At 71.5% G+C, this 22,900-nt stretch carries 26 protein-coding genes, 2 tRNA genes and 1 other RNA gene; 12 read left to right on the top strand and 17 right to left on the bottom strand.

Annotated elements, in window-relative coordinates; translation table 11 throughout:
• Positions 1–140: 140 nt before the first annotated feature.
• From ACZ6R6_RS14690 to ACZ6R6_RS14675, 4 genes are all read right to left on the bottom strand, one after another.
• Positions 141–893, bottom strand: coding sequence for an SDR family NAD(P)-dependent oxidoreductase (locus tag ACZ6R6_RS14690; RefSeq protein ID WP_470093476.1), 753 nt, complete (start codon positions 891–893; stop codon positions 141–143).
• Positions 894–918: 25 nt separating this feature from the next.
• Positions 919–1,500 carry a TetR/AcrR family transcriptional regulator gene (locus tag ACZ6R6_RS14685; protein ID WP_470093474.1) on the bottom strand — a complete coding sequence of 194 codons (582 nt, stop codon included), beginning with the start codon at positions 1,498–1,500 and terminating at the stop codon, positions 919–921.
• A gap of 85 nt (positions 1,501–1,585) precedes the next feature.
• Positions 1,586–2,320, bottom strand: a complete 735-nt coding sequence (locus tag ACZ6R6_RS14680; protein ID WP_470093472.1) for an ABC transporter permease — start codon at positions 2,318–2,320, stop codon at positions 1,586–1,588.
• Complete coding sequence (locus tag ACZ6R6_RS14675) at positions 2,317–3,216, bottom strand: ABC transporter ATP-binding protein (RefSeq protein ID WP_470093470.1); 900 nt, start codon at positions 3,214–3,216, stop codon at positions 2,317–2,319. The genes ACZ6R6_RS14680 and ACZ6R6_RS14675 overlap by 4 nt, the downstream gene beginning before the upstream one ends.
• A gap of 133 nt (positions 3,217–3,349) precedes the next feature.
• On the opposite strand from ACZ6R6_RS14675, the gene ACZ6R6_RS14670 reads away from it, so the two are divergent.
• On the top strand, positions 3,350–4,873 hold the full coding sequence (locus ACZ6R6_RS14670) for a sensor histidine kinase (protein WP_470093468.1): 1,524 nt from the start codon (positions 3,350–3,352) through the stop codon (positions 4,871–4,873).
• Positions 4,870–5,535: a response regulator transcription factor gene (locus ACZ6R6_RS14665; protein WP_306861481.1), complete on the top strand. Its 666-nt coding sequence runs from the start codon at positions 4,870–4,872 to the stop codon at positions 5,533–5,535. Before ACZ6R6_RS14670 ends, ACZ6R6_RS14665 begins: the two co-directional genes overlap by 4 nt.
• 35 nt (positions 5,536–5,570) lie before the next feature.
• Here ACZ6R6_RS14665 and ACZ6R6_RS14660 read toward each other — a convergent pair whose 3' ends face one another.
• Positions 5,571–6,053 carry a MarR family winged helix-turn-helix transcriptional regulator gene (locus ACZ6R6_RS14660; RefSeq protein WP_470093466.1) on the bottom strand — a complete coding sequence of 161 codons (483 nt, stop codon included), beginning with the start codon at positions 6,051–6,053 and terminating at the stop codon, positions 5,571–5,573.
• 98 nt (positions 6,054–6,151) lie between these two features.
• Here ACZ6R6_RS14660 and ACZ6R6_RS14655 point away from each other — a divergent pair, with 98 nt between their 5' ends.
• Together ACZ6R6_RS14655 and ACZ6R6_RS14650 are read left to right on the top strand one after the other, a co-directional pair.
• The gene (locus ACZ6R6_RS14655) at positions 6,152–7,600 is read left to right on the top strand and encodes an MFS transporter (RefSeq protein WP_470093464.1); all 1,449 of its coding nucleotides are present in this window, start codon (positions 6,152–6,154) and stop codon (positions 7,598–7,600) included.
• 109 nt (positions 7,601–7,709) lie between these two features.
• Entirely contained in the window at positions 7,710–8,495 is a 786-nt protein-coding gene (locus ACZ6R6_RS14650; RefSeq protein ID WP_470093462.1) for an alpha/beta fold hydrolase, read from the top strand.
• A 76-nt stretch (positions 8,496–8,571) separates the two neighbouring features.
• On the opposite strand, the gene ACZ6R6_RS14645 is transcribed toward ACZ6R6_RS14650, so the two are convergent.
• The gene (locus ACZ6R6_RS14645) at positions 8,572–9,225 is read right to left on the bottom strand and encodes a response regulator (protein ID WP_470093460.1); all 654 of its coding nucleotides are present in this window, start codon (positions 9,223–9,225) and stop codon (positions 8,572–8,574) included.
• Positions 9,226–9,517: 292 nt separating this feature from the next.
• Between ACZ6R6_RS14645 and dnaN the strand changes: the two genes are divergently transcribed.
• A complete protein-coding gene (gene dnaN, locus ACZ6R6_RS14640; RefSeq protein WP_470093458.1) occupies positions 9,518–10,615 on the top strand; it encodes a DNA polymerase III subunit beta in 1,098 nt (365 codons plus the stop codon).
• Between the two features lie 210 nt (positions 10,616–10,825).
• Here dnaN and ACZ6R6_RS14635 read toward each other — a convergent pair whose 3' ends face one another.
• The 6 genes from ACZ6R6_RS14635 to upp all read right to left on the bottom strand — a co-directional run bounded on the left by ACZ6R6_RS14635 (position 10,826) and on the right by upp (position 14,938).
• Entirely contained in the window at positions 10,826–11,515 is a 690-nt protein-coding gene (locus ACZ6R6_RS14635) for a FadR/GntR family transcriptional regulator (RefSeq protein ID WP_306861469.1), read from the bottom strand.
• A gap of 108 nt (positions 11,516–11,623) precedes the next feature.
• Positions 11,624–12,982, bottom strand: a complete 1,359-nt coding sequence (locus ACZ6R6_RS14630; protein WP_470093456.1) for a helix-turn-helix domain-containing protein — start codon at positions 12,980–12,982, stop codon at positions 11,624–11,626.
• Between the two features lie 132 nt (positions 12,983–13,114).
• Entirely contained in the window at positions 13,115–13,645 is a 531-nt protein-coding gene (locus ACZ6R6_RS14625) for a PH domain-containing protein (protein WP_012895669.1), read from the bottom strand.
• Positions 13,642–13,800, bottom strand: a complete 159-nt coding sequence (locus ACZ6R6_RS14620) for a hypothetical protein (RefSeq protein WP_012895668.1) — start codon at positions 13,798–13,800, stop codon at positions 13,642–13,644. The genes ACZ6R6_RS14625 and ACZ6R6_RS14620 overlap by 4 nt, the downstream gene beginning before the upstream one ends.
• 131 nt (positions 13,801–13,931) lie before the next feature.
• A complete protein-coding gene (locus tag ACZ6R6_RS14615) occupies positions 13,932–14,162 on the bottom strand; it encodes a hypothetical protein (RefSeq protein WP_306861460.1) in 231 nt (76 codons plus the stop codon).
• 137 nt (positions 14,163–14,299) lie between these two features.
• Complete coding sequence (gene upp / locus ACZ6R6_RS14610; RefSeq protein WP_470093453.1) at positions 14,300–14,938, bottom strand: uracil phosphoribosyltransferase; 639 nt, start codon at positions 14,936–14,938, stop codon at positions 14,300–14,302.
• Between the two features lie 166 nt (positions 14,939–15,104).
• Between upp and ACZ6R6_RS14605 the strand changes: the two genes are divergently transcribed.
• From ACZ6R6_RS14605 to ACZ6R6_RS14590, 4 genes are all read left to right on the top strand, one after another.
• Entirely contained in the window at positions 15,105–15,614 is a 510-nt protein-coding gene (locus tag ACZ6R6_RS14605) for a tRNA adenosine deaminase-associated protein (RefSeq protein ID WP_370879677.1), read from the top strand.
• Positions 15,615–15,630: 16 nt separating this feature from the next.
• Positions 15,631–16,122, top strand: coding sequence for a tRNA adenosine deaminase-associated protein (locus tag ACZ6R6_RS14600; protein WP_306861455.1), 492 nt, complete (start codon positions 15,631–15,633; stop codon positions 16,120–16,122).
• A gap of 17 nt (positions 16,123–16,139) precedes the next feature.
• Positions 16,140–16,583, top strand: a complete 444-nt coding sequence (tadA, locus tag ACZ6R6_RS14595; protein ID WP_470093658.1) for a tRNA adenosine(34) deaminase TadA — start codon at positions 16,140–16,142, stop codon at positions 16,581–16,583.
• A gap of 24 nt (positions 16,584–16,607) precedes the next feature.
• A tRNA-Ser gene (locus ACZ6R6_RS14590) sits at positions 16,608–16,697 on the top strand.
• A 72-nt stretch (positions 16,698–16,769) separates the two neighbouring features.
• Here ACZ6R6_RS14590 and ACZ6R6_RS14585 read toward each other — a convergent pair.
• From ACZ6R6_RS14585 to ypfJ, 4 genes are all read right to left on the bottom strand, one after another.
• The gene (locus ACZ6R6_RS14585; protein WP_470093450.1) at positions 16,770–17,153 is read right to left on the bottom strand and encodes a hypothetical protein; all 384 of its coding nucleotides are present in this window, start codon (positions 17,151–17,153) and stop codon (positions 16,770–16,772) included.
• On the bottom strand, positions 17,150–17,383 hold the full coding sequence (locus ACZ6R6_RS14580; protein ID WP_306861451.1) for a hypothetical protein: 234 nt from the start codon (positions 17,381–17,383) through the stop codon (positions 17,150–17,152). Before ACZ6R6_RS14580 ends, ACZ6R6_RS14585 begins: the two co-directional genes overlap by 4 nt.
• Positions 17,384–17,515: 132 nt before the next feature.
• Positions 17,516–17,818 (bottom strand): type II toxin-antitoxin system VapB family antitoxin, encoded by a 303-nt coding sequence (locus ACZ6R6_RS14575; protein WP_470093448.1) that lies wholly within the window; start codon positions 17,816–17,818, stop codon positions 17,516–17,518.
• Between the two features lie 71 nt (positions 17,819–17,889).
• The gene (gene ypfJ / locus ACZ6R6_RS14570) at positions 17,890–18,744 is read right to left on the bottom strand and encodes a KPN_02809 family neutral zinc metallopeptidase (RefSeq protein ID WP_470093446.1); all 855 of its coding nucleotides are present in this window, start codon (positions 18,742–18,744) and stop codon (positions 17,890–17,892) included.
• Positions 18,745–19,083: 339 nt separating this feature from the next.
• On the opposite strand from ypfJ, the gene ACZ6R6_RS14565 reads away from it, so the two are divergent.
• Positions 19,084–20,163: a S1C family serine protease gene (locus ACZ6R6_RS14565; protein WP_470093444.1), complete on the top strand. Its 1,080-nt coding sequence runs from the start codon at positions 19,084–19,086 to the stop codon at positions 20,161–20,163.
• A gap of 222 nt (positions 20,164–20,385) precedes the next feature.
• On the opposite strand, the gene ACZ6R6_RS14560 is transcribed toward ACZ6R6_RS14565, so the two are convergent.
• Positions 20,386–20,474, bottom strand: a tRNA-Ser gene (locus ACZ6R6_RS14560).
• A 107-nt stretch (positions 20,475–20,581) separates the two neighbouring features.
• On the opposite strand from ACZ6R6_RS14560, the gene ffs reads away from it, so the two are divergent.
• Positions 20,582–20,677: signal recognition particle sRNA small type (gene ffs, locus ACZ6R6_RS14555), an RNA gene on the top strand.
• A gap of 30 nt (positions 20,678–20,707) precedes the next feature.
• The gene (locus ACZ6R6_RS14550; RefSeq protein WP_470093442.1) at positions 20,708–22,894 is read left to right on the top strand and encodes a DNA polymerase III subunit gamma and tau; all 2,187 of its coding nucleotides are present in this window, start codon (positions 20,708–20,710) and stop codon (positions 22,892–22,894) included.
• The last annotated feature ends 6 nt before the right edge of the window (positions 22,895–22,900 follow it).

The following is a 22,900-nucleotide window of genomic DNA, read 5'->3' as shown; positions in this document are numbered from 1 at the left end:
ACCGCCATGGCCGGCCCGGCCGCACAGTTCGGTCACCGGTCATGACGTGCCGCCGGGGGCCGTGCCGTGCCGCCGGGACGGCGCCGCCCGGTCCCCGGTCACGGCCCGCGGACCGGACGGGGCCGTGGTGGGCATGCGGGTCAGGCCGTGGAACCGCCGTCGACCACGATGTCGCTCCCGACGACGAAGCCCGCGTCCTCGGAGGCGAGCCAGAGGACGGTGCCGGTGATCTCGTCGAGGGAGCCGACCCGGCCGATCGGGAGCTGCTGCTTGACGCGGGCCGCCCGGTCGGCCTCCGTCTCGCCCGGGCGCATGGACATCGCGGTGTCGTGCGGGCCGGGGCTGACCGTGTTGATCCGGATGCCCCGGCCGATGTATTCCAGCGCCGCGGTGCGCGTCAGTGCCGTCACCCCCGCCTTTGAGGCGGCGTAGGCGCCGAACCCGGGGATGCGCTTGTGCGCCCCCATCTGTGAGCTGAAGTTGACGATGACCCCGCCGCCGCCGGCCAGCATCGCCGGGATCTCGTGCTTCATCGACAGGAAGGTCCCGGTCAGGTTGATGTCGACCACCCGGGCGAAGTCCTCCCAGGCCTGGTCGGCCACCTCGCCCGTGGCGAGCACCCCGGCGTTGTTGATCGCGATGTCCAGCCTGCCGTACCGCTCCACGATCTGCTCCACCAGCCCGGCGACCGAGGCGGAGTCGGAGATGTCCACGGTCAGGGCGGCGGCCCGGCCGTCCTCGGCCTCGATCAGCTTCACGGTCTGGCCGAGCGCCTCGTGCCCCCGCGCGGCGACCACGACCTGGGCGCCCTCGCGGGCGAATCCCCGTGCGACGGCCCGGCCGATGCCCGCCCCGCCCCCGGTCACCAGAACCACTTTGTCCTGAAATTTCATGACTGCTCCAAAAATAATTGATCGATCAGTCCAGAACCGTGAGCGCCTGGGTGGCGGCGTCACGCAGGCGTGCGGGGTCCGGCATCCCCTTGGCCGTCAGCCGCAGCCCCTGCAGGAAGACCAGCAGGAACCGGGCCAGCGCCCGCGGGTCGCGGTCGGCGGCCAGCTCCCCCTGCGCCTGTGCCCGGATGAGCGCCGAGGCCAGCGCGGTCTCCAGCGCGGTCCAGTTGGCGTCGACGAACCTGGCGACCGCGTCGTCGCCGGGGAGCAGTTCCCCGGCCGCGTTCGCGATCATGCAGCCGCGCCGCCGCCGGTCACGGATGGAGTCCTCGGCGTAGAACTCCACCAGGCGGCGTACGGCCGGCAGGGCGGCCCCCGGCTGCGACAGCATCTCCACCGGCGAGGGTTCCCTGGTCTCCAGGTAACGCCGCAGGGCCTTCAGGTAGAGATCGTGCTTGCCGCCGAAGGTGGCGTACAGGCTCGCCCGGCCGATCCCCAGGTGCCCCACCAGGTCGGCCATGGAGGTCGCCTCGTAGCCGCGCTCCCAGAACAGCTCCAGCGCCGCCTGGAGCGCGGTGTCCGGATCGAACTCCTTCGTTCTCGCCATGGGGGGACCGTAGACCAAAATGGAACGATCGGTCAAGTAAGGGGTGCGCCGCCTGCCTCGGCGTCGGGCGCCCCGGGCCGGGGGACTACTCCCACCGGAACAGCCGTGCGGCCAGCACGCCGGTGACGAGCACGGTCGCCGCCATCACCACCAGGTGCAGCGGCTGGGGCGCGTGGCCCGCCCACGTGTCGCGCAGCGCCTGGGCGAACGGCGCCATCGGCAGGAAGTCGCCGATCCGCCGCACCAGGTCCGGCAGGAGCTCCCGGGGGACCCACATGCCCGCCATGAACAGCAGGGGGAACATCAGCAGCGAGCCGATCCCGGGGGCGATCTTGGCGTTGGGCGCCATGGCGGCGATCAGCAGGCCGAGCCCCAGCATCGAGGCGGTGCCGAGCAGGAACACGCCCGCGAACGCCAGGGGGCTCCTGGGCGCGGCCACGCCGAGGACCAGGTTGCCCAGGACGATCATCAGGGCGGTCGCGACGGCCGCCACCGCGAGGTTGTTCACCACCTGGGCCACCAGCAACCGGACCGGGCTGACCGGGGTGGTCGACATCCGGCGCAGCACGCCGTTGTCCCGGTAGGTCACCAGGACGCTGGGCAGCGCGGTCAGCGCCATCGTCACCACGGACAGGATCACCATCATGCCGGGGAGCTGGGTGTCGATCACCCGCTGCCCGCCCAGCTCCGGGCTCGCCTCCTGGAAGCCGGGGATGCTGCCCAGCCCCAGCAGGAGCGCCAGGGGGAGCAGGACAGCCATGATCGGGCCGCCCGGCTCCCGCAGGAAGAGCTTCGCCTCGGTCAGGATCATCTTGTTCATTCGGAGATCTTCTTTCCGGTGAGGGCGAGGAAGGCGTCGTCGAGGGTGGCCTGCTCGACCCGCAGGTCGGCGGGGACGACGCCGGCCGAGGCCAGGGCGGTGGTGACCGCGACGAGCAGGTCGCCGGTGCCGGTGACCTCGATCCGGCCGCCCTCGCGGCTCACCTCGGTCACCTCGGGCAGGGCGTCGAGCACCGCGCCGTCGAAGGCCCCGGTGGGCCGGAACCTGAGGCGCTGGCGGGCACCGGCCCGGGAGACCAGGCCGGAGGGGCTGTCGATGGCGACCACCCGGCCGGCGTCGATCACCGCCAGCCGGTCGCAGAGCCGCTCGGCCTCCTCCATGAAATGGGTGACCAGCACGATCGTCACCCCGTCGGCGCGGACCTGCTCGATGAGCTCCCAGGTGTCGCGGCGGGCCTGCGGGTCGAGACCGGTGGTCAGCTCGTCCAGGATCGCCACCCGAGGGGCGCCGACCAGCGCGAGCGCGATGGACAGCCGCTGCTGCTGGCCGCCGGAGAGCTTGCCGTAGGGGGTGTCCTGCTTGTCGCCGAGCCCGACCCGCTCCAGCAGCGCGCCCCAGTCGGCGGGCGCCCGGTAGAAGGAGGCGTAGAGGTCGAGCGCCTCCCAGACCTTGATCTTCGCAGGCAACGCGGAGCTCTGCAGCTGGACGCCGAGCCGCTCCTTGAGCTCCGCGCCGGCCAGGCCGCCGAGCACCCGCACGGTGCCGGAGTCGGGGGTGCGCAGGCCGGCGACGCACTCGACGGTCGTCGTCTTGCCGGCGCCGTTGGGGCCGAGAACGCCGAAGATCTCGCCCTCCTCGACGGTGAACGACACGTCGTCCACCGCGAGCTGGTCGCGGTATCGCTTACGGAGGTTGCTCACCTCGATGACCTTCATGCCGACGACGCTAGGAAGTCCGCGGGCCGTACAGAATCCGTCTGGGCACCCAGCGGGGGTGTAGCCATCTCCACCCCCGGACGGCGTCCAGCGCCACTGGGCACGACCGGCCCGATGGTCGAGACTTTCGGGCATGAGGCGACACGTGGTGGCGATCGGCCGGGCCCTGGCTCTCGGGGCGCTGGCCCTGATGGACGTCGTCCTGTTCGGGCTGGCCCTGGTCACCGCGGCCATGACCGCGCTGGGGCTGATCTTCGTCTTCACTCCCGTGGTCAGGCTGGTCAGGCGCCGCACGATGCTCGCCAGGAGGCTGGCCGGCCGATGGCTGGACGCCGAGATAGCGCCGTCCTACCTCCCGCCCCCGCCCCCGCCCCGGCGCCAGCCCGACGGCTGGTACCGCTATGAGCGCCAGCTCTACAAGACGCCGCGCTGGCCCGAGTGGAACAACCGCTGGAAGTGGATGTTCACCGACCCGGCCACCTGGCGGGACGGGCTCTGGCTGTCGCTGAACCCGCTCGCCGGCGGGGCCCTGCTGCTGCCCCTGGCCGCGGTCGGGTACGGCCTGGCCATGCCGTGGTACTGGACCCCGGCGGCCGCGCCTCTGGGAGCGGCCGTCGCCGTGGCCGGGGTGGCCGCGACGCCCTGGCTGCTGCGCTGCTACACGTGGTGGACCCGGCTGCTGCTGTCGCCCACCGCCAAGTCCATGCTGGCCGGCCGGGTCCAGCGGCTCGACCAGGTCAGGCTGGAGGCGGCCGACTCCCAGGCGGCCGAGCTGCGGCGGATCGAGCGCGACCTGCACGACGGGGCCCAGGCCAGGCTCGTCGCCATGGGCATGACGCTCGGCGCGGTCGAGGAGCTGATGGACAAGGACCCGGCCGCGGCCAAGGCACTGCTGGCCAAGGTGCGCGAGGCCTCGTCCGTGGCGCTCACCGAGCTGCGCGACCTGGTCCGGGGCATCCACCCGCCGGTCCTCGCCGAGCGCGGCCTCGGCGACGCCGTACGCGCCCTGGCGCTGGACAGCCCGCTGCAGGTCACGGTCACCGTCGCGATGAAGAACCGGCCCGAGTCACCCGTCGAGTCGGCGGCCTACTTCTCGATCAGCGAACTGCTCGCCAACGCGGCCCGGCACGGAGGCGCGGACCGCGTGTGGATCGACATCAGCGACCGGGGCAGGGCGCTGCGCGTCACCGTCACCGACGACGGCTCGGGCGGCGCCGACCCCTCCCGGGGCAGCGGCCTGCGCGGCATCGAGCGGCGGCTGGCGGCCTTCGACGGGGTGCTCGCGCTCAGCAGCCCGGCCGGCGGCCCGACCACGGCCACCCTCGACCTGCCGAACGCCTCCGGCTGGGACGCCCCGCCGGACAAGCCCTCGCTGCCCCGGCGCAAGGCCGTCCTCGTCGCGCTCGGCTGGGGGCTGGGCTGGCTCCCCCTGTTCCCGCAGGGACTGGTCGCGATGGCCGTCAAGCTCGCCGGCGAGGAGGAGTTCAGCTGGTTCTACGCCCTCTACCTGCCCGAGCCGTGGCAGTGGCCGGCCATCGTCCTCAACATCCTGCTGGGCCTGGCCCTGTACGGCATGGCACTGACGATCCCCATCGCGCACTCGCGCAGGCAGTGGATGGCAGAGGTGATGACGACCCGTCTATGGTTGAGCAAGTGAGCCCCCGAGTCGTCATCGCCGAGGACCTCTACCTGCTCAGAGACGGCCTGGTCCACCTGCTCCAGGCCCACGGTTTCGAGGTCGTCGCGGCGGTCGAGTCCGGGCCCGAGCTGCTGAGCGCGCTGACCGGCGAGCGGCCCGACGTCGCCGTGGTCGACGTACGGCTGCCGCCCACCTTCACCGACGAGGGACTCCAGGCGGCGCTGGCGGCCCGCCGGGCCGTCCCCGGCCTGCCGGTGCTGGTGCTCTCCCAGCACGTCGAGCAGCTCTACGCCCGCGAGCTGCTGGCCGACGGCTCCGGGGCGGTCGGCTACCTCCTGAAGGACCGGGTGTTCAACGCCGAGCAGTTCGTCGACGCGGTCCGCCGCGTCGCCGCCGGGGGCACCGCGATGGACCCCGAGGTGATCGCCAAGCTTCTGGTCAGCACCGCCCGGCACGGGCCGCTCGGCGCGCTGACCCCGCGCGAGCGCGAGGTGCTGGAGCTGATGGCCGAGGGCCGTTCCAACGCCGCCATCTCCCAGCGCCTGTTCCTCAGCGAGAGCGCGGTCGGCAAGCACACGGCCAGCATCTTCGGCAAGCTCGGCCTCGCCCCCTCCGACGACGACAACCGCCGGGTGCTGGCCGTCCTGACCTACCTCAACGCCGCCCGCTCCCAGCCGTAGCCGCTCCGCCCCGGTGGACGGCCCCGGTCACCGCCCTAGTCGCGTCCGAACGGGGCCATGGCCTTGCAGCCGCCGGGGATCTCGCGCGCCTGGGCGTGCAGGCTTTCGGAGAAGCGGCCGAGCAGTGCGATCAGCTGCTCGCGCTCCCCGGCGGTGAACGTCTCGGAGAGCAGACGCTCGACAGCCGACGCGGACGCGTCGGCCTCCTCCAGGGCGGCCCGTCCCCTCTCGGTCAGGCGGGTCTCCAGCACGTTGCGGTGCCACGGGTGCGCGGTCCGCTCGATGAGCCCCTTGTTCTCCAGGTTGCCCAGGGTCGTGGCCATCGTCTGCGGGGTGACCAGGCACGCGCGGGCCAGCGCGGCGGCCGACATGCCGGGGCTCTCCCCCAGGAAGTAGAGCGCCTGGTACTGCGGCACGGTCAGGCCGGACGGCTTGAGCACCATGTGCTTGAGCGCCATCAGCTCCTGCTCCACCCGCTTGACGTGGCTTCCCAGTCGCTCGTCCGGAGGCATTCCCATGCACAGGATCCTACCCAACGACAGTGTTTGACTAGTTATCAGAGTTCTGTCTATCGTCAGCTCTCGTCTTAGAAGCTGAACTCTGAGAGGCGATAGCCGTGGCGCTTTCCCGACAGGCCGGGCACCGGCCGGGGATCACCCTGGCCACCGTGGCCGTGGCGGGCACGATGTTGCCGATCTCCGTGATGGCCCCGGCCCTCGCCCTGTCCGCCCTCGGGCGGGAGCTGGGGGCCGGACTGGTCGGTCAGCAGTGGGTCCTGCACGGATACAACGTCGCGTTCGCCGCGTGCATGCTTCCCGCCGGGGCACTGGCCGACCGGTTCGGCCGCAGGCGGGTCTTCGCGCTCGGCACGCTGCTGTTCGCGCTCGCCTCGCTGGTCTGCGCCCTCGCGCCGACGATCCTGGTGATGGACCTGGCCAGGGCCGTGCAGGGCGCCGCGGCGACCGGCGTGCTGACCGCGGGCAGCGCGGTCCTGGCCGGTGCCTTCGAGGGCGGGGCCCGGGCGCGGGCGTTCGGCGTCCTCGGCACGGCCTTCGGCGCGGGCATCGCGCTCGGTCCCGTCATCGGCGGAGGGCTGCTCGCGCTGGGCGGCTGGCGGGCGGTGTTCCTGTCCAACGTCGTGGTCGCGGTGGCCGCGGTCGCCCTCGGCGTGCCGCACATGAGGGAGTCCCGCGACCCCGGCGCCACGCGCTTCGACCGGGCCGGGGCACTGACCTTCACCGGCGCGCTCGCCCTGTTCACCCTCGCCACCGTCGAGGGGCCGCAGCTCGGCTGGGCGCACGGGGGCGTCCTGGCGATGTTCGCCGGGGCGGCCGGGCTGCTGCTGGCCTTCGTCGGGATCGAGACGCGGAGCGTCCGCCCGATGCTCGACCTGGGCCTGCTGCGCGACCGCCGCTTCCTCGCGGTCATCTGGATGGTGTTCGCGATGGGCTTCGGGTTCGTCGCCCCCGGCACCTACCTGCCGCTCTACTTCCGCTCGGTCGGCGGAGCGGGTCCGCTCGACGCCGGGCTCAGCATGGTCCCGCTGGGTCTGCCGGTGCTGCTGGTGCCGCCGGCGGCCGGGGCCCTCCTCCGGAGGTTCTCGCTGCGCGCCCTGCTGACCGCCGCCCTGGTCCTGATCGCCGCGGGAGACCTGTGGCTGGTGACGCTGACCCCCGCCGGGGGCTGGACCCAGGTCGCCGGCCCGCTGACCGTCCTCGGCCTGGGCGTCGGACTGGCCTTCGGCCTGATCGACAACGCGGCGGTCAGCGCCGCGCCGCCCGAGCGGGCCGGGATGGCCTCCGGGGTGTTCAACACCATGCGCCTGGCCGGTGAGGCGGTGGCGGTCAGCGTCACCGGAGCCCTGCTGGTCAGCCTGACCCGGTCAGGTCTGGACGGCGACCGCGACCTCGCCAACCGCGTGGTCGCCGGAGACCTGGCCGGGACCCCGCCGCTCGCCGCCGGCGTCTACACCGACTCCCTGCGCCTGACCCTCCTCGCGATCGCCGTCTTCACCGCCGTCTCCGCGGCCGTCTTCCTCTCCCTGAACCGCCGCGCCCGTCCCTGAGCCACCGGACCCGTTCGAACCGCGCCGTGTCTGTCCCTGAGTCACCGATCCGTTCGAACCGCCGGCCCCGTCCGCCCCCCGGCCAACCGCCTCAACCCAAGGAGACCCCATGCCTCTCGTGACCGTGGGCACCACATCCGTCGACTACCGCGTCAGCGGTTCGGGCCCCGGCCTGGTGCTCGTCCACGGCACCGGCGCCGACGCCGACAGCAACTGGGCGCCGCTCGTCGAAGCCGTCGGGCACCGTTTCACCGTGGTGGCGGTCAACCTGCCCGGCGCCGGAGAGACCGTCGACCAGGGGGAGCCGCTGACCGTGGAGGGGCTCGCCGACCAGGTGGCCGCGGCCGCGGCGGACGCCGGGCTGGCGGAGTACCACATCGTCGGCCACTCCCTCGGCGCGGTCGTCGCCACCGCCGTGGCCGCCCGCCGTACCGATGAGGTGCTGTCGCTGTTCGCCCACGCGGGATGGGTCACCAGCGGCCCCCGGGAGATCTTCCAGTTCGACTACTGGGCCCGGCTGCTCCGCGCCGACAAGGAACTGCTCGCCCGGCTGCTCCAGCTCACCGCGATGGGCCCGGCCACGCTCGCGGCCCGCGGGAGCGGTGACTTCGAGGACGCCGCGGCCGGGTTCACCGCCCTGCTCGACGGGCGGATCCTGCGGCAGATCGAGCTGGACGGCAGGGTGGACATCTCCCCGATGCTCCAGCGGATCAAGGCCCCGGCCATGTTCCTCGCCGGCGCCCACGACCTGATCGTGCCCCCGCGCCACCAGCGGGAGCTGGCCGACCGCGTCTACGGCGCCGGCTACCGCGAGGTCGAGGGCGGCCACGCCCTGCCGTTCGAGAACCCGGAGCTGTTCGTGGCGGTCGTCGCGGAGTGGCTGGACGGGTTCTGACGGGCCGGGCGTGGCTGGACGGGTTCTGACGGGCCGGGCACGGCAGGCGGCCCCGCCGTCCCCGCGCGGGAGGGCGTCAGCCGCGCCCGACCAGCCCGGTCTCGTAGGCCGTGATGACCGCCTGGACCCGGTCGCGCAGTCCGAGCTTGGTCAGCACGTTGCTCACGTGAGTCTTGACCGTGTGCTCACTGACCACCATCGTGGCCGCGATCTCGGCGTTGGACAGGCCGCGGCCGAGGAGTCCGAGGGTCTCGCGTTCCCTGGCGGTCAGCACGTCGAGCCCGGCCACCGGGGCTGAGGGTCTGGCCTGCTTGCGGACCATGTCGTCGATCAGCCGCCGGGTCACCGACGGCGCGAGCAGCGACTCGCCGGCGGCCACCACCCGGACCGCGTGGACCAGGTCGTCGCGGCGCACGTCCTTCAGCAGGAACCCGCTGGCCCCGGCGTGCAGCGCGTCGTAGACGTAGTCGTCCTGGTCGAACGTGGTCAGCATGAGCACCTTGGTGGAGGTCTCCTCGCAGACCACCCGGGCGGCCGCGATGCCGTCCATCCTGGGCATCCTGATGTCGAGCAGCAGCAGGTCGGGCCGGTGCTCGCGGACCGCGGCGACCGCCTCGGCCCCGTCGCCCGCCTCGGCCACGACGGCGATGTCCGGCTGGGCGTCCAAGATCATGGAGAACCCGCCCCTGACCAGCTCCTGGTCGTCGGCCACCACCACACGGATGCTCATCAGCCAGCCCTCCCCTTCTACGGAGCCTTCGGAGGATTCCTGAGCCTTCCCGGAGTTTCTCCTCGAAGCCCGACCCGTGCCGGGGAGCCTCGCATGTACGACCATATTGGTCAGCGCCTCGGCCCGTGCCTCCCGGGCGGTCCGGGCCCCTCCCCTGTACGGCCGGCCGCTCCCGTCCGCATGGAGGAGATATGCGGTGGCTGGGAGGTTCTTGTCGGTCCCACCGGCTACGGTTCTGTTGACGTACGGCCACCGCGGATGGCGGTGCCGTTCAGGACGGAGGGATGATCAGGTGAAGATCCAGGTTGACCGTGATGTCCTGGCCGACGCGGTGGCCTGGGTCGCCCGGGCGCTGCCGAACCGTCCGGCTCTTCCCGTGCTCTCCGGGCTGCTGCTGGAGGCCGACGACGACCTCGTGCTGTCGGCCTTCGACTACGACGTCTCCGCCCGGGCCTCGATCGAGGCCGACGTGGCGGAGCCGGGCCGGGTGCTGATCCCCGGCCGGATCCTCGCGGAGATCACCCGGAGCCTGCCCGCCGAGCCGGTGGAGATCGCCATCAGCGGTTCCGAGGCGGTGCTGACCTGCGGCAGCGCCGAGTTCGGCCTGCTCACCATGCCGGTGGAAGACTTCCCGACCCTGCCGGCCATGCCGCCGAAGATCGGCGCGATCGGCGGCGGGGTCTTCGCGAGCGCGGTCGGCCAGGTGGCCCCCGCGGCCAGCCGCGACGAGACGCTCCCCATGCTGACGGGCATCCGGGTCGACATCTCCGGCGAGACCGTGGCCATGGCCGCCACCGACCGCTACCGGATCGCGGCCAGGGAGTTCGGCTGGCGTCCCGAGCGGCCCGGCGGCACGGCCGCGGCCATGGTGCCCGCCCGGGTGCTGGTCGAGGTGGCCAAGTCACTGCGCGGCGGCGAGGTGTCGATGGCGCTGGGCGACGGGGTCGCGGGGTTCGAGAGCGTCGGCCGGAGCACCACGGTCCGCCTGCTCGACGAGCAGTTCATCGACTACCGCGCGCGGCTGACCGACGACTGGCCGATCCGGGCCGACGTCCGGGTGGCCCCGTTCATCAGCGCGATCAAGCGCGTCGCGCTGGTCGCCGAGCGCAACACCGCGATCCGGCTGTCGTTCGGTCAGGGCCAGGTGCTCATCCAGGCGGGCGGGGGCGACATCGGCCGCGGCGCCGAGGTCCTGGACGCCGAGCTGTCCGGTGAGGGCATCCAGATCGCCTTCCAGTCCCAGTTCCTGCTGGACGGTCTGGCCGGGGTCGAGACCGAATACGTCCGGCTCAACCTGCAGTCCCCGAGCCGGCCGGCCCTCATCACCGAGGTCCCCGGCGACGCCGACCCCGACTTCCGCTATCTCGTGATGTCCCTGCGCCTGCCCTGACGGCCCTCACCCGGCGCCGCCCTCTCCCGGCCATCCGAGAGACCTCAGGTAGCGCCTGAAGGGCCTCAGGGCGGCGTCTGACCGGCTTCCCCGCCCGGCTGGCCCGCTCCCGTCCGGCGCGACGACCTCAGACGACCTGAAAGGGCCCCACCCCCGGCGGGGTGGGGCCCTTTCAACGTCGGGGCGGGACCGGTGAGGAGGTGGGAGAAGTCAGGAGGAGAGCTCCTGCGCCTCGGTCAGGGCGATCAGGATGTGCTCCATGCACGCGTGGCCGGCGCGCTCGGCGGCGGCCGCGTCGCCGGCCGCGATGGCGCGGGCGATGGCCTCGTGCGGGATGTAGGTGCTGTTGAGCGAGGTGCCCGCGGCGGTGATGCTCGCCCGCAGGGCGGCCGAGAAGTCCTCGTAGAGGTCGATCAGGACCAGGTTGTGGGTGGCCTGGACGACGGCGATGTGGAAGGCGAGGTCGGCCTCGACGAACGCGTTGGGCTCGCCGAGCTCCCAGGCACGCTCCCGTTCGGCCAGGGCGGCCTCGATGCGGACGATGTCGGCGTCGCTGCGCCTCGTCGCGGCCAGCCGGGCGGCCTCGACCTCCAGCGCGCGCCGTACTTCCAGGATCTCCAGCTGCTCGGCGGTGCGCAGCCGCCGCAGCATGGCCCCGGACAGCTCGCTGGTGGCGCGGACGTAGGTGCCATCGCCCTGGCGGCACTCCAGCAGCCCGGCATGGGTGAGCGCCCGCACCGCCTCGCGCACGGTGTTGCGACCGACCCCGAGCTGTTCGGCGAGCACGGTCTCGGTGGGAATCTTCGCGTGCATCTGCCAGGAGTTCGAAGTGATCTGCTCCTTGAGCTGATCGATCACCTGGTCGACGAGAGACGCACGCTGCGCCGTACGCAGACTCACAGTCCGCCTCCTCCGGGGAAACCAATCATCCTATGAGTCAATGACTGGTCGACCATAATAATTCCGGAGGCGGAAAAACAAATCCGGAGCCCCAGCGGGTGAGTGGTTTTACCGAACCAGCGCCGAATCGACCGTCACACCAACCATCGCACTCCGGACTCCGGCGGCTTCGAGCGCCCTACGGTATGCGCTCGCCTGCTCCTCGCCGGCACCGACCCGGCTGTAGAGGTCGCCGAGCTCGCGCCAGACCCGCGCGACCTCCCGGTCGGGGCCGGCGGTCCCGGAGCGCAGGCCGTCGAGCAGCTCGCAGGCGCTGTTCAGGATGGCCGTGACGTCGCCCTCGCCGCGGGTGAGCGCGACCTGGGCGAGGACCAGATGGGCGGTGGCCGCCGTGACGCCGCTCTGCCCGCCCGGCGTGTCGAGGACGGACCCGGCCAGGTCGGCCGCACCCTCCACGTTGCCGCTCCGGAGCTGGACGTAGGCGAGCACCACCAGGCTCTTGGCGTGGTCGTGCGCCCGGTCGGAGAAGGCGCCGAAGACCCCGCTCGCGGCGGTCGCGAGCTCGTGGGCCTCGTCGAGCCGCTCCTCGCCGACGGAGGCGGTGAGGCGCGACCAGTCCATCGCGATGCGGGCCAGCCGGAAGGCCATCCGGGCCGGCCGGCCGGTGGCGATCGCGTCGTCGGCCAGGCGGACGGCCAGCGCGGAGTCCTCGCCCTCGGCGGCGGCGATGCTCGCCTGCCAGAGGGAGTGGATCTCGGCGACGCGGTTGACCACGGCCGACACGCCGTTGACCGACAGGATGTGCCGGACGTAGGACAGGCCGGGTGAGTCCGGCCCGCGGCTGGCCTCGGTCTCCATCAGGGAGGCGGCCAGATCGACGGCGATCTCGCCCTGCGTCAGGGCCAGCCGGTTCACCTGGGTGAGGGCCTGGGCCGCCAGGTCATGGGCGCGCAGGGTGTCGCCGGCACGCTGGTAGCAGCGGCTCAGCGCCACGGTCAGGGGCAGGTCGGCCAGCCGTTCGGGGTGGGCGGCAGCCTCGCGGCGGAGCCGCTCGAACGCCTCCACCGCCGGGCCGATCCGGCCCTGTGCCTCCAGGGCGCGGGCCCGGCCGAGCCGCGCGTGCGCGGCCAGCATGGCGTTCTCCTCGCCGACGACCTTGACGATCTCGCCGAACCGCTCGGCGGCGGCGGACGGGTCGCCGTGCTGCAGCTCCAGCTCGGCGTGGCGCAGCCCCAGCTCGGTGTCGATGCGCTGGCGCGGTTCGATCCCGTGCAGCAGGAACTCGGTGGTGCACCCCAGCCGTTCGGCGAGAAGGCGCGCGACCACCGGAGTCGGCGTGCGCTTGCCCGACTCGATGAGGGAGACGTAACTGTCGGAGAGGTCAGGCCCGGCTAGCTGGGCCTGGGACATGCGCCTACTCAGCCGCAGTCCGCGGACGCGGTCACCGATGGTTCCCTGACTCGGCATCTGATCTCTCAGGGCGGGGGATGGTCAATGTTCCCGCCATGATTGCATGAAGCAGTCGAATCGGGTAACCCCACGTGAAGAATCCTCAGGTGGACTCTTGTCGAGCCCCATGCCATAAAGGACATGGGGGGACTAATCATCCGAGTCGTTGCCTCCGGGGAACAGCATCTGGCAGACCTCCAGGTAGAGGGTCTCCGGATACGGGATATAGGTGACCGTCGACAAAGCCTGATCTTGACCGGCCGATTCCAGGACGAACTCGCCGTAGCCCAGCATCCGGCCGAGCAGTGAGCGCTGGAAGCTCATGTCCGTCACCTTGCCGAGCGGCATCATCGCGACCTTGCGCGTGATCAGACCCGTGGTGAGAAGCATGCGCTTGGAGGTGACCACGAAGTAGTCGACCGACCACTCCGCCACCTTCCACACGAAGCGGATCAGTAACAGCAGCCATGCCCACCAGACGATGACGAGCGCGCCGCCACCGCCTTGGTCGCCGAACCACTTGCTGAGCAGTCCGGCGAGGATCAGGCCGCCGAAGACCTCGGCGACCGGACGGAGTAGTACGGCCGGGTGACGCCGCACCATGATGACCTGGTGTTCGTGGGGGAGTAGGTAGCGGTTGACCGACGAGGGAGCGGAGTCCCCGTGGGTCACCAACCTCATGACAGATGGGAAACGAACTGGGCCAGGGAATTGGCCGCCGTGTATACCGTGTCCATGGCACCCCTCACCGCGTTCGCCGCGTCACCTGGTCGGGTGAACAGGAAAAACGCCACGAAGGCGGCACCGCCATACGTGAGAACTTTCTTGACCTGCACTGCGGCCTCCTACTACCACTGCCCACTGCACCCGCCGTATACATTACCCACGCCATAGGCGAGGTAAAGCGCATCAGCCATTACGGTCTCGGCCCGTCCCGAAAGCCCTGCTCCGGCTGATGTGTTCTGCGTCACCCGCGCTCACTCGCGACCAGCGCGAGGACCTCCAGGTGTTTGCGGGCGATCCGTTCGACCAGCCCGGGATGGGCGTGGCCGGTGACCTCCAGCGCGCCGTAGTGCGCCGCCGCGATGCAGCGGATCACGGTGGTCGCCGGGTGCACTTCGGAAAACTCATCCCGCAGCGCGGCGCTGACGTCCTCGTAGGGGTCCGGCTCCGCGTCCGGGATGACTCGCTCGCTCATGGTTCTCCCTGGTGTGCGCCCACGGCCCGGTGGACCGGGGACACAGAAGAGATGTCTTCGTCACTACCGGTACCCACATAAGCACACTGTGTAACGGAGAAGTGGCGGAACGACTCTCCCTTGGGAAGGAAGATTACTTAGACGACCCCGTAAAGGCGGTCACCGGCGTCGCCGAGACCCGGAACGATGTAGCCGTGCTCGTTCAGCCGCTCGTCCAGAGCCGCGGTCACCAGGCGGATCGGCCTGTCGCTGCCGGCGAAGACCTCGTCCATGTGGGCGATGCCCTCGGGAGCGGCCAGCAGGCACAGCGCGGTCACGTCGTCGGCGCCGCGCTCGAAGAGGAACTCGATCGCCGCGGCCAGGGTCCCGCCGGTGGCCAGCATCGGGTCGACCACGTAGACCTGCCGGCCGGACAGGTCGTCGGGCAGGCGGGTGGCGTAGGTCTCCGCCAGCAGCGTGGACTCGTTGCGGATCATCCCGAGGAAGCCGACCTCGGCCGTGGGCAGCAGCCGGGTCATGCCGTCCAGCATGCCCAGGCCGGCGCGGAGGATGGGGACCACCAGCGGGTACGGCTGGGCCAGCCGTACGCCCTTGGCGGCGGCGACGGGGGTCGCCACCGTCACCTCGGTGGTGCGGACCTGACGGGTCGCCTCGTAGGCGAGCAGCGTCACCAACTCGTCGGCCAGACGCCGGAAAGTGGGCGAATCCGTGTTCACGTCCCGCAGCACCGTCAGCTTGTGGGCCACCAGCGGGTGGTCAACGACCAGGGTCTCCATGGGCGCCAACGGTATCTCGGATGGCAGCTCAGGAGATAACAGACCACACGTACGTGACATCGCCCGCTCACGCGGATTTGATCACAATTTGGTCGGAGAGGCGTACGGTGATGGGCTGGTTCTGAAAGCATTGACATCCGTAGTGAACGCATCGGTGGGGATGACCATGGCAGACGAAGACTCGCTGGACTTTGCCATCGTGGTCTATCGCGAGGACGAGACCTGGGAAGCGGAGATGCTCCCGGTGGCGCTCGTCTCGGATCTCGACGGCCTGATTCACGCCCTGCGCCAGCAGCCGAGCATGAACGGGACGATTGGCCTGGTCGCCGTGGGGGATGAGTTCTTCGTGGCGTTACGGGTGTTCGGTGAGCGGGTGGAGGTCTTCCTCTCCGACATCGCCGCGTCCTGGGACTTCCCGCTCGCGCAGCAGGCGCTGGAATACCTCGACGTGCCGGTCCCCGACGAGGACGAGCTCGAGGCGATCCTCCAGGACGAGGAGACGGCGCTCCCCGCGGGAGACCTGTCGATCTTCGCCGACCTGGGCCTCGACGAGATGGAGCTCGGCATCCTGTCCGGCGACATCGACCTGCTCCCCGAGGACGTGCTGTCCAGCATCGCCGCGCGGCTGGGGTTCTCCGAGCCGTTCGAACGCGCCATCGACTCGGTGTTCGGCTGACCTCGGGAGATCGGCCATGGCCTCCAGACCATCCGGCAACAGCGTGTTCTCGGCAGCCTTCGTCCGCACCGCGGACGGATGGAACGGCGCGGAGGTCGACCTCAGCGCCGCCGAGATAGCCGACGACCTGGGCGACGCCGTCCAGGAGCACCTCGGGCTCACCGGTGACGAGCTGGCCCTGCTCTGCGTGGAGGTGGAGGACGAGTGGTTCGCGATCGTCCGCTACCAGGGCGACCAGGAACCCCGCACGTTCCTCTCGGACGCCCAGGCCGGGATCTCCGACGAGCTCGGAGAGCTCTTCAGCGAGCTGGCCGGGGTCGCGCCGGACAAGGACACCCCCGACCTGGGCGTACGGCCCGCGGGTGACTTCGAGCTGCTGAGCGACCTCGGCGTGAGCCCCGAGGAGCTCATCGAGCTCAGCATGGAGGAGGGCGTGCTCCCCGCGGACACGCTCTCGGTGATCGCCGAGCGGCTCGCCTTCGCCGAGGAGCTCGATCGGCTGCGGTGACCGACTACGTCCCGCAGATGCGGCTCGCCCTGGCGCAGGCCGCGGCCGCCGGCGCCCGTGGCGAGGTGCCGGTCGGCGCGGTCGTCCTCGGCCCCGACGGGGCGGTGCTGGCGCAGGCCGGCAACGACCGGGTGTCCCTGCGCGACCCCACCGCGCACGCCGAGGTCCTCGCCCTGCGGGAGGCCGCGCGGGCCTGCGGGGAGTGGCGGCTGACCGGCTGCACGCTGGTGGTCACGCTGGAGCCCTGCACGATGTGCGCGGGGGCCGCGGTGCTGGCCAGGGTCGACCGCGTCGTGTACGGTGCCGCGGACGCCAAGGGCGGGGCCGCCGGCTCGCTCTGGGACGTGATGCGGGACCGCCGTCTCAACCACCGGCCCGAGGTCGTCATGGGCGTGCTGGCCGACGAGTGCGCCGGCGTTCTCACCGAGTTCTTCGCCGTCCGCCGGATGCGCGAGCAATAGTGGTTATCCGGTAAGCTGCTCGGCGGTGGTGTCGCCTAGTGGCCGAGGGCGCACGCCTCGAAAGCGTGTGATGGGGCAACTCATCCGTGGGTTCAAATCCCACCACCACCGCCACCGAGAAAGGCCCTTGACCCACTCGAACGGGTCAGGGGCCTTCTCCGTGTCGGCTCCCCCGCTCCCGGCCTGTCAGGCGGGGCTCCGCAGCAGGTCCGTCACCGACCCCGGCATGTCCAGCAGCGTCGCGCTGTCGCGCTCCGACAGGCCCGCCTCGCGCAGCCGTACGGCGAGGGCACGGGTGCTCTCGTCGAGCTGCGCGCGCTCGCGCCGGTAGGAGGTGAGCACCTCCTGGGGCAGGCCGGGCAGCTCGTAGACGTATTCGACGGAGACGGGGGTCTCCTTGGGGAGACCGAGGCAGAAATGCTTGACCGCCTCCACCTCTTCGACCAGCTCGGCCAGGCTCTCGCCGGAAACGCTGCCCGGGGCGCCGACGGCGAGGGCCACCCACACGTCGCCCCCGGTGTCGAGCGCTCTGCTGCGAGTGACCTTGAAGGTCAGGTGGTGGGCGGTCATTCCATCCAGTCCCTTCCGAAAACGCGCTCCAGGTCTGTGGCCAGATGGGCCAGTGCTTCGAGTGTGACACCTCGGACGGGGACGGTGGCGCGTGCTATGACGATCTGGTCGGTGTCGAGCAGATGGAGCAGCCGCACCGACCTGGTGGTCTCGACCCAGTCGACCCGCAGCCCGTGCCGGCGGGCGAGCTCGTAGATCCGGTCACGGATCTCTTGGTAGGTGCTCAGCACCCGGTAAAGCTAACGAGGCCCGGGGCGCCCGAGGAAGGGCTCTCATGATTCGGTCACGGGGTCCCGGGCCGAATCCCCTCCGCCGCCGGACGGAAAAGGGCTCCCGGGATGCCGGGAGCCCTTTCGGCGTTCTCAGTCGTCAGCGGAGATCTCCAGGACGCGGGCGTGCAGGACCGAGCGCTGGTGCAGCGCCGAGCGCAGCGCGCGGTGCAGGCCGTCCTCCAGGTAGAGGTCGCCGCGCCACTGCACCACGTGCGGGAACAGATCACCGTAGAACGTGGAGTCCTTGGCGAGCAGGGAGTGCAGGTCGAGCACCGCTTTAGTGGTGATCAGCGTGTCGAGCCGGACCTGTCGCGGCGGTATCTGCGCCCACTCGCGATGCGAGAGGCCGTGCTCGGGGTAGGGCCGTCCGTCACCGATCAACTTGAAGATCACACTATGTAGTTTAAGAGAGATTCGGACTGTTTGCCTGCCCGGTTGTTCTTATCGCAGCTCAACGGCCTGTGTCAGATGTCGCCGGCGAAGGTGTCACACCTGGTGGGGTCGCCGCTCTCGTAACCGGTGGTGAACCACTTGACACGCTGCGCCGACGTTCCGTGGGTGAAGCCCTCGGGGTCGATCCGGCCCTGGGTGCGCTCCTGGATGCTGTCGTCGCCCACCGCCGCGGCCGCGCTGAGCGCCTCCTCGATGTCGGTCTGGCTGAAGGGCTTCTCGAACAGGCCGGTCTCGTAGGCGTTCTTGGCCCAGGCTCCGGAGTAGCAGTCGGCCTGCAGCTCCAGCCGGACCGAGCCGCTCTCCGGCCCCTGCCGGTCGCCCTGGGCCCTGGCGTTGGTGCCGAGCAGGTTCTGCACGTGGTGACCGTACTCGTGCCCGATCACATAAGCCTGGGCGAACGGCCCGCCCTTGGCGCCGAACCTGCTCTCAAGCTGCTCGAAGAAGGACAGGTCCAGGTAGACCTTCTGGTCGGCCGGGCAGTAGAACGGGCCGACCGAGGAGTCGGCCGCGCCGCAGGCGGTGTTCACCTGGCCGGAGAACAGGACGGTCTTGGCGGGCTGGTAGTCCTGCACGACCTTGGGCCAGTAGTCCTGGATGCTGTTGACCACGCCGACCACCCGGCACTCCTCGTTCTGGTCGGCGTCCTGCCCCGACTTGCACTGGGCGCTCAGGTCGGAGCTGGGGCCCACCGGGGCGGGGTCGCCGCCGGTGATGTCGCCGGGGTTGATCCCGAATATCAGCGCCACGATGAGCGCGAGGATCCCGGCCGCACCGCCGCCGACCGCGAGACCGCCTCCGGGGATCCTTCCCCGGCCGCCGCTCTCGACCTGTGAGCTGTCCAGCTGGGCATCGTCCTTGAAATCCATCGCCGACGTCCCTTCGATCCGCTTGGGACCCTCCGACTGCCCCCGGAGGGGCCGGGCATGCCGGGGGGCTGGGATGCCTCTGCAGGGACGCCGCGACGCCGTGGCCCGCCGGGCCGGTGGCGGGGTGGGCGACCTGCGCTGTCGCGCCCGCTCCGCGGCCGGGCGCGTTCCTGCCGGTGGCTCTGTCAGACATTCCCCGCACGGTCCTGTCTACGCCGTCCGGTGACCGCCGCCCGGCCGGCTCCCTGCGCCCTGCCGGCCGGGTTGGTCGCACCACTCTGTGCGAAACATGTATCTCCATTTACGACTTTCCGCTGCTAAATGGGCAAATGTTTCGACATGAGGGAAACACGGACTGTAATCATCACGCTACTCGCCGCGTCGGCGGTGTTCGCCGGTGGCGGTCCTGGCACCGACCCGCGACCGTCGGGCAGGAGGGCCGGCACCGTCGCCGTCCCGGCGGCGAGGACCCCGACGGCGCTGGAGGCCTCCTACAGCCAGAGCATCGCCAGGGTGCTGCCGTCCATCGTGCAGATCTCCTCGGAGGTCGGTCCGCTGGCGGTCGCCGAGGGCTCGGGCATCATCTATGACAAATCTGGTCATATTGTGACAAATGCTCATGTGGTGGGCGGTGCCAAGAATTTCGAGGTCACACTGACCACGGGCGGCACTCCTCGGACCGCCAGGTTGGTGGGCTCCGACGAGGCCAGCGATCTGGCGGTGCTCAAGGTGATCGATCCGGCCGGTCTCGTCCCCACCGGCTTCGGCGACTCCAGCGAGCTGTCCATCGGCGAGTTCGTGCTGGCCATGGGCAACCCGCTGGGCCTGTCGGGCAGCGTGACCGACGGCATCGTCTCCGGGCTGGACCGCAGCGTCTCCTTCCCGGCCGAGGGCGGCGCCACTGCCGGATCCACGATCGACGGCCTCATCCAGACCTCCGCCCCGATCCAGGAGGGCAACAGCGGCGGCGCCCTGATCGACCTCGCGGGGGAGGTCGTCGGCATCCTGGTCGCCAACGTCGTCAACACCGAGACGGGCGCCACGGTTCCGGGCATCGGCTTCGCGATCCCGTCCAACACCGCCACCCGCGTCGTCCGTCAGCTCATCAAGGACGGCAGGGTCACCGACACCGACCGGGCCACTCTCGGCGTCGCGGTTCAGACCGTGGTCAGCCGCCGGGGCCGGCCGGCGGGCGTCGGCGTCCTGCGGGCGGCCGAGGGGGTCGGCGCGCCGCAGGCGGCCATCAAGCCCGGGAGCGTGATCGTCTCGGTCGACGGCACCCCGACCCTGACCGCGCAGGCCCTGTCCAAGGTGCTCGCCACCCGTAAGCCCGGCCACCGGGCCAAGGTGAAGCTCCGGCGGCCCGACGGCTCCCCCGCCACCACGACCGTGACGCTCGGGAAGCTCCCCGCCGACTGACCGGACGGGGACGGGCCCGGCCGGCACCATCCGGCGGACCCGGGCGGGGCGGGCCGGTGGTCCAGGGCGGACCCGGACGGTGGTCCGGGGTGGAGGGGTGCGGTGGTCCGGGGCGGAGTGGCGCCGGGCGGGACGAGAAGCCCTCCGAAGGGCCGGCCGGGGCCCGGACCGGGGCCCGGACGCACGGAAGCCCGCTCCATGATGGAGCGGGCTTCCGTGTGATGGCGGAGGATAGGAGATTCGAACTCCTGAGGGGTTGCCCCCAACACGCTTTCCAAGCGTGCGCCCTAGGCCAACTAGGCGAATCCTCCGTGGAGAAGCTTACCGAACTTTCAGGAGTGCGTAGACCACATATTTCAGGGGTCCGAGCGCTGCGCATTCGATACCCCGAGCACTCCGCGCAGAGGCTAGACTGTCCCAGGACCCCTCGCGCGGCGTCATCCTGTGAACCTCCCCAGGGCCGGAAGGCAGCAAGGATAAACAGGCTCTGGCGGGTGTGCGAGGGGTCTCTTCGTTTCAGGCCCCTCGCAGGTGGGAGCGTCGCATGAGTCTTGCGCTCTACCGCAAGTACCGGCCCGGGACCTTCGCGGAGGTCAAGGGACAGGAGCACGTCACCGAGCCGCTGCGGCAGGCGCTGCGGAGCGGCCGGATCAACCACGCCTACCTGTTCAGCGGCCCCCGGGGCTGTGGCAAGACCTCCAGCGCCCGGATCCTGGCCCGCTCGCTCAACTGCGAGAAGGGCCCGACCCCCGAGCCCTGCGGGGAGTGCGAGTCCTGCGTGGCGCTGGCCCCCACCGGCCCCGGCCACCTCGACGTCATCGAGATCGACGCCGCCTCGCACGGCGGTGTGGACGATGCCCGCGACCTGCGTGAGCGGGCCTTCTTCGCGCCCGTGTCGGCGCGTTTCAAGATCTACATCATCGACGAGGCGCACATGGTGACCCGCGAGGGTTTCAACGCGCTGCTCAAGCTCGTCGAGGAGCCCCCGCCGCACCTGAAGTTCGTCTTCGCGACCACCGAGCCCGAGAAGGTCATCGGGACGATCAAGTCCCGGACCCACCACTACCCGTTCCGGCTGATCCCGCCCACGGCGCTGCGCGCGCTCATGGAGGAGATCCTCACCTCCGAGAAGGTCCCCTTCGAGCCCGCCGCGCTGCCGCTGGTGGTCCGGGCGGGCGCCGGCTCGGCGCGTGACTCGCTGTCGATCCTCGACCAGCTGTTCGCCGGGTCGGACGAGGCCGGCATCACCTACGCCCGCGCGGTCTCCCTGCTGGGTTACACCGACGGCGACCTGCTCGACGACGTGGTCGCCGCCTTCGCCTCCCGTGACGGCGCGCAGGTGTTCCAGACCGTCAACCGGGTGGTCGAGGGCGGGCACGACCCCCGCCGCTTCGCCATGGACCTGCTGGAGCGCTTCCGCGACCTGGTGATCCTGGCCAACGTGCCGGAGGCGGCCACCAGCGGGCTGCTCGACCGGCCCGCCGACGAGCTGGAGCGGCTCCAGGCGCAGGCGGCCTCGATGGGGCCGGCCGAGCTGACCCGCGCCGCGGAGATCTTCAACGCGGGTCTGACCGAGATGCGCGGCGCGGCCTCGCCCCGGCTGCTGCTTGAGCTGATGTGCGCCCGGACGCTGCTGCCCGGGGCGGCGCAGGGAGAGGGCGCCCTGCTGGCCAGGCTGGAGCGGCTGGAGAAGGGCGGTGTCACGGCGGCCCCCGCGGCCTACGCGGCCCCCGTCGTGGCGTCCCCCGCCCCGGTGCTCCACGCGGCGCCGGCGCCCCAGGTCCCGCCGCCCGTCCCGCCCGTCGCCGTCGCGGCCCCCGCCGCGCCCGCCCAGCAGCCCCGCGCCCAGACGGACGACGACTGGCCGGCGCCGGTCCGGCCCGGCGCCCCGGCACCCGAGCCCCAACCCCAACCTCACTCTCCATCCCCAGCCCAGCCCCAGTCCCAGCAGGGATCCGGCGCTCCGGCGGCCGCCCCGGTCTCCGACGCCGGGGGCGGGGGCGGGGCCGTACAGCAGGCATGGCCGCAGGTGCTCGGGGTGCTCAAGCAGCGCAGCATCGTCGTCTGGGCGAACGTGAACACCAACGCCCAGGTCGTCGGGGTCGAGGGCAAGGTCGTCACGCTCGGCTTCACCCAGGTCGGCGCGATGCGCAACTTCACCGGAGGCGGCAAGGACGCGGTGGTCGCGGCGGCGCTGCAGGACGTGCTGGGCGGCACCTGGAAGGTCGAGGCCGTCGTGTCCGGCGGCGGGCCCGGCCCGTCCGGCGGCGCCCGTCCCCCGGCCGGGCCGCCTCCGAGCCCGTCCCCGGCGCGCCAGGAGCCCGCTCCCAGGCCGGACCCCGCCCCGGCGGCCCAGCAGGCCCCGGCGGTCCGGCAGGCCCCGGCGGCTCCGGCCGTCCAGGAGGCCCCGGCCCGGCAGGCCCCGCCCGCCACCGACGAGTCCTGGCCGGACGCGCCGCTCCCGGACGACCCCGGTTCGCCTCCCACCCCGAGTCCCGGCCTGGCCGCCGCGCGCTCGGCGGCCAGGGCCGCCGCCCAGTCGGGTCCCAGGGCCTCCGGCGGCGGCAAGCCGGCCTGGCCGGACGCGGTGCCGGGCCGCAAGCCCGCCGTCGAGACCGACGAGGTCGACCCGCTGAACGACGCGGACGCCGACGTCGACGAGCTCACCGGCATGGCGCTCATCCAGCGCGAGCTCGGCGGCCAGATCATCGGCGAGATCGACCACACCTGACGGCGG

Source organism: Streptosporangium sp. NPDC048886 (assembly GCF_055586905.1).
Note: the sequence above shows the minus strand (reverse complement) of the source record. Positions and strands in the feature narration are given on the sequence as shown.

Bases quoted from the DNA above. Each gene is read 5' to 3' on its own strand.
- ACZ6R6_RS14690 (WP_470093476.1), bottom strand. From the start codon at position 893: ATGAAATTTCAGGACAAAGTGGTTCTGGTGACCGGGGGCGGGGCGGGC.
- ACZ6R6_RS14685 (WP_470093474.1), bottom strand. From the start codon at position 1,500: ATGGCGAGAACGAAGGAGTTCGATCCGGACACCGCGCTCCAGGCGGCG.
- ACZ6R6_RS14680 (WP_470093472.1), bottom strand. From the start codon at position 2,320: ATGAACAAGATGATCCTGACCGAGGCGAAGCTCTTCCTGCGGGAGCCG.
- ACZ6R6_RS14675 (WP_470093470.1), bottom strand. From the start codon at position 3,216: ATGAAGGTCATCGAGGTGAGCAACCTCCGTAAGCGATACCGCGACCAG.
- ACZ6R6_RS14670 (WP_470093468.1), top strand. From the start codon at position 3,350: ATGAGGCGACACGTGGTGGCGATCGGCCGGGCCCTGGCTCTCGGGGCG.
- ACZ6R6_RS14660 (WP_470093466.1), bottom strand. From the start codon at position 6,053: ATGGGAATGCCTCCGGACGAGCGACTGGGAAGCCACGTCAAGCGGGTG.
- ACZ6R6_RS14650 (WP_470093462.1), top strand. From the start codon at position 7,710: ATGCCTCTCGTGACCGTGGGCACCACATCCGTCGACTACCGCGTCAGC.
- ACZ6R6_RS14645 (WP_470093460.1), bottom strand. From the start codon at position 9,225: ATGAGCATCCGTGTGGTGGTGGCCGACGACCAGGAGCTGGTCAGGGGC.
- ACZ6R6_RS14630 (WP_470093456.1), bottom strand. From the start codon at position 12,982: ATGCCGAGTCAGGGAACCATCGGTGACCGCGTCCGCGGACTGCGGCTG.
- ACZ6R6_RS14625 (WP_012895669.1), bottom strand. From the start codon at position 13,645: ATGAGGTTGGTGACCCACGGGGACTCCGCTCCCTCGTCGGTCAACCGC.
- ACZ6R6_RS14615 (WP_306861460.1), bottom strand. From the start codon at position 14,162: ATGAGCGAGCGAGTCATCCCGGACGCGGAGCCGGACCCCTACGAGGAC.
- upp (WP_470093453.1), bottom strand. From the start codon at position 14,938: ATGGAGACCCTGGTCGTTGACCACCCGCTGGTGGCCCACAAGCTGACG.
- ACZ6R6_RS14605 (WP_370879677.1), top strand. From the start codon at position 15,105: ATGGCAGACGAAGACTCGCTGGACTTTGCCATCGTGGTCTATCGCGAG.
- ACZ6R6_RS14600 (WP_306861455.1), top strand. From the start codon at position 15,631: ATGGCCTCCAGACCATCCGGCAACAGCGTGTTCTCGGCAGCCTTCGTC.
- tadA (WP_470093658.1), top strand. From the start codon at position 16,140: ATGCGGCTCGCCCTGGCGCAGGCCGCGGCCGCCGGCGCCCGTGGCGAG.
- ACZ6R6_RS14585 (WP_470093450.1), bottom strand. From the start codon at position 17,153: ATGACCGCCCACCACCTGACCTTCAAGGTCACTCGCAGCAGAGCGCTC.
- ypfJ (WP_470093446.1), bottom strand. From the start codon at position 18,744: ATGGATTTCAAGGACGATGCCCAGCTGGACAGCTCACAGGTCGAGAGC.
- ACZ6R6_RS14565 (WP_470093444.1), top strand. From the start codon at position 19,084: ATGAGGGAAACACGGACTGTAATCATCACGCTACTCGCCGCGTCGGCG.
- ACZ6R6_RS14550 (WP_470093442.1), top strand. From the start codon at position 20,708: ATGAGTCTTGCGCTCTACCGCAAGTACCGGCCCGGGACCTTCGCGGAG.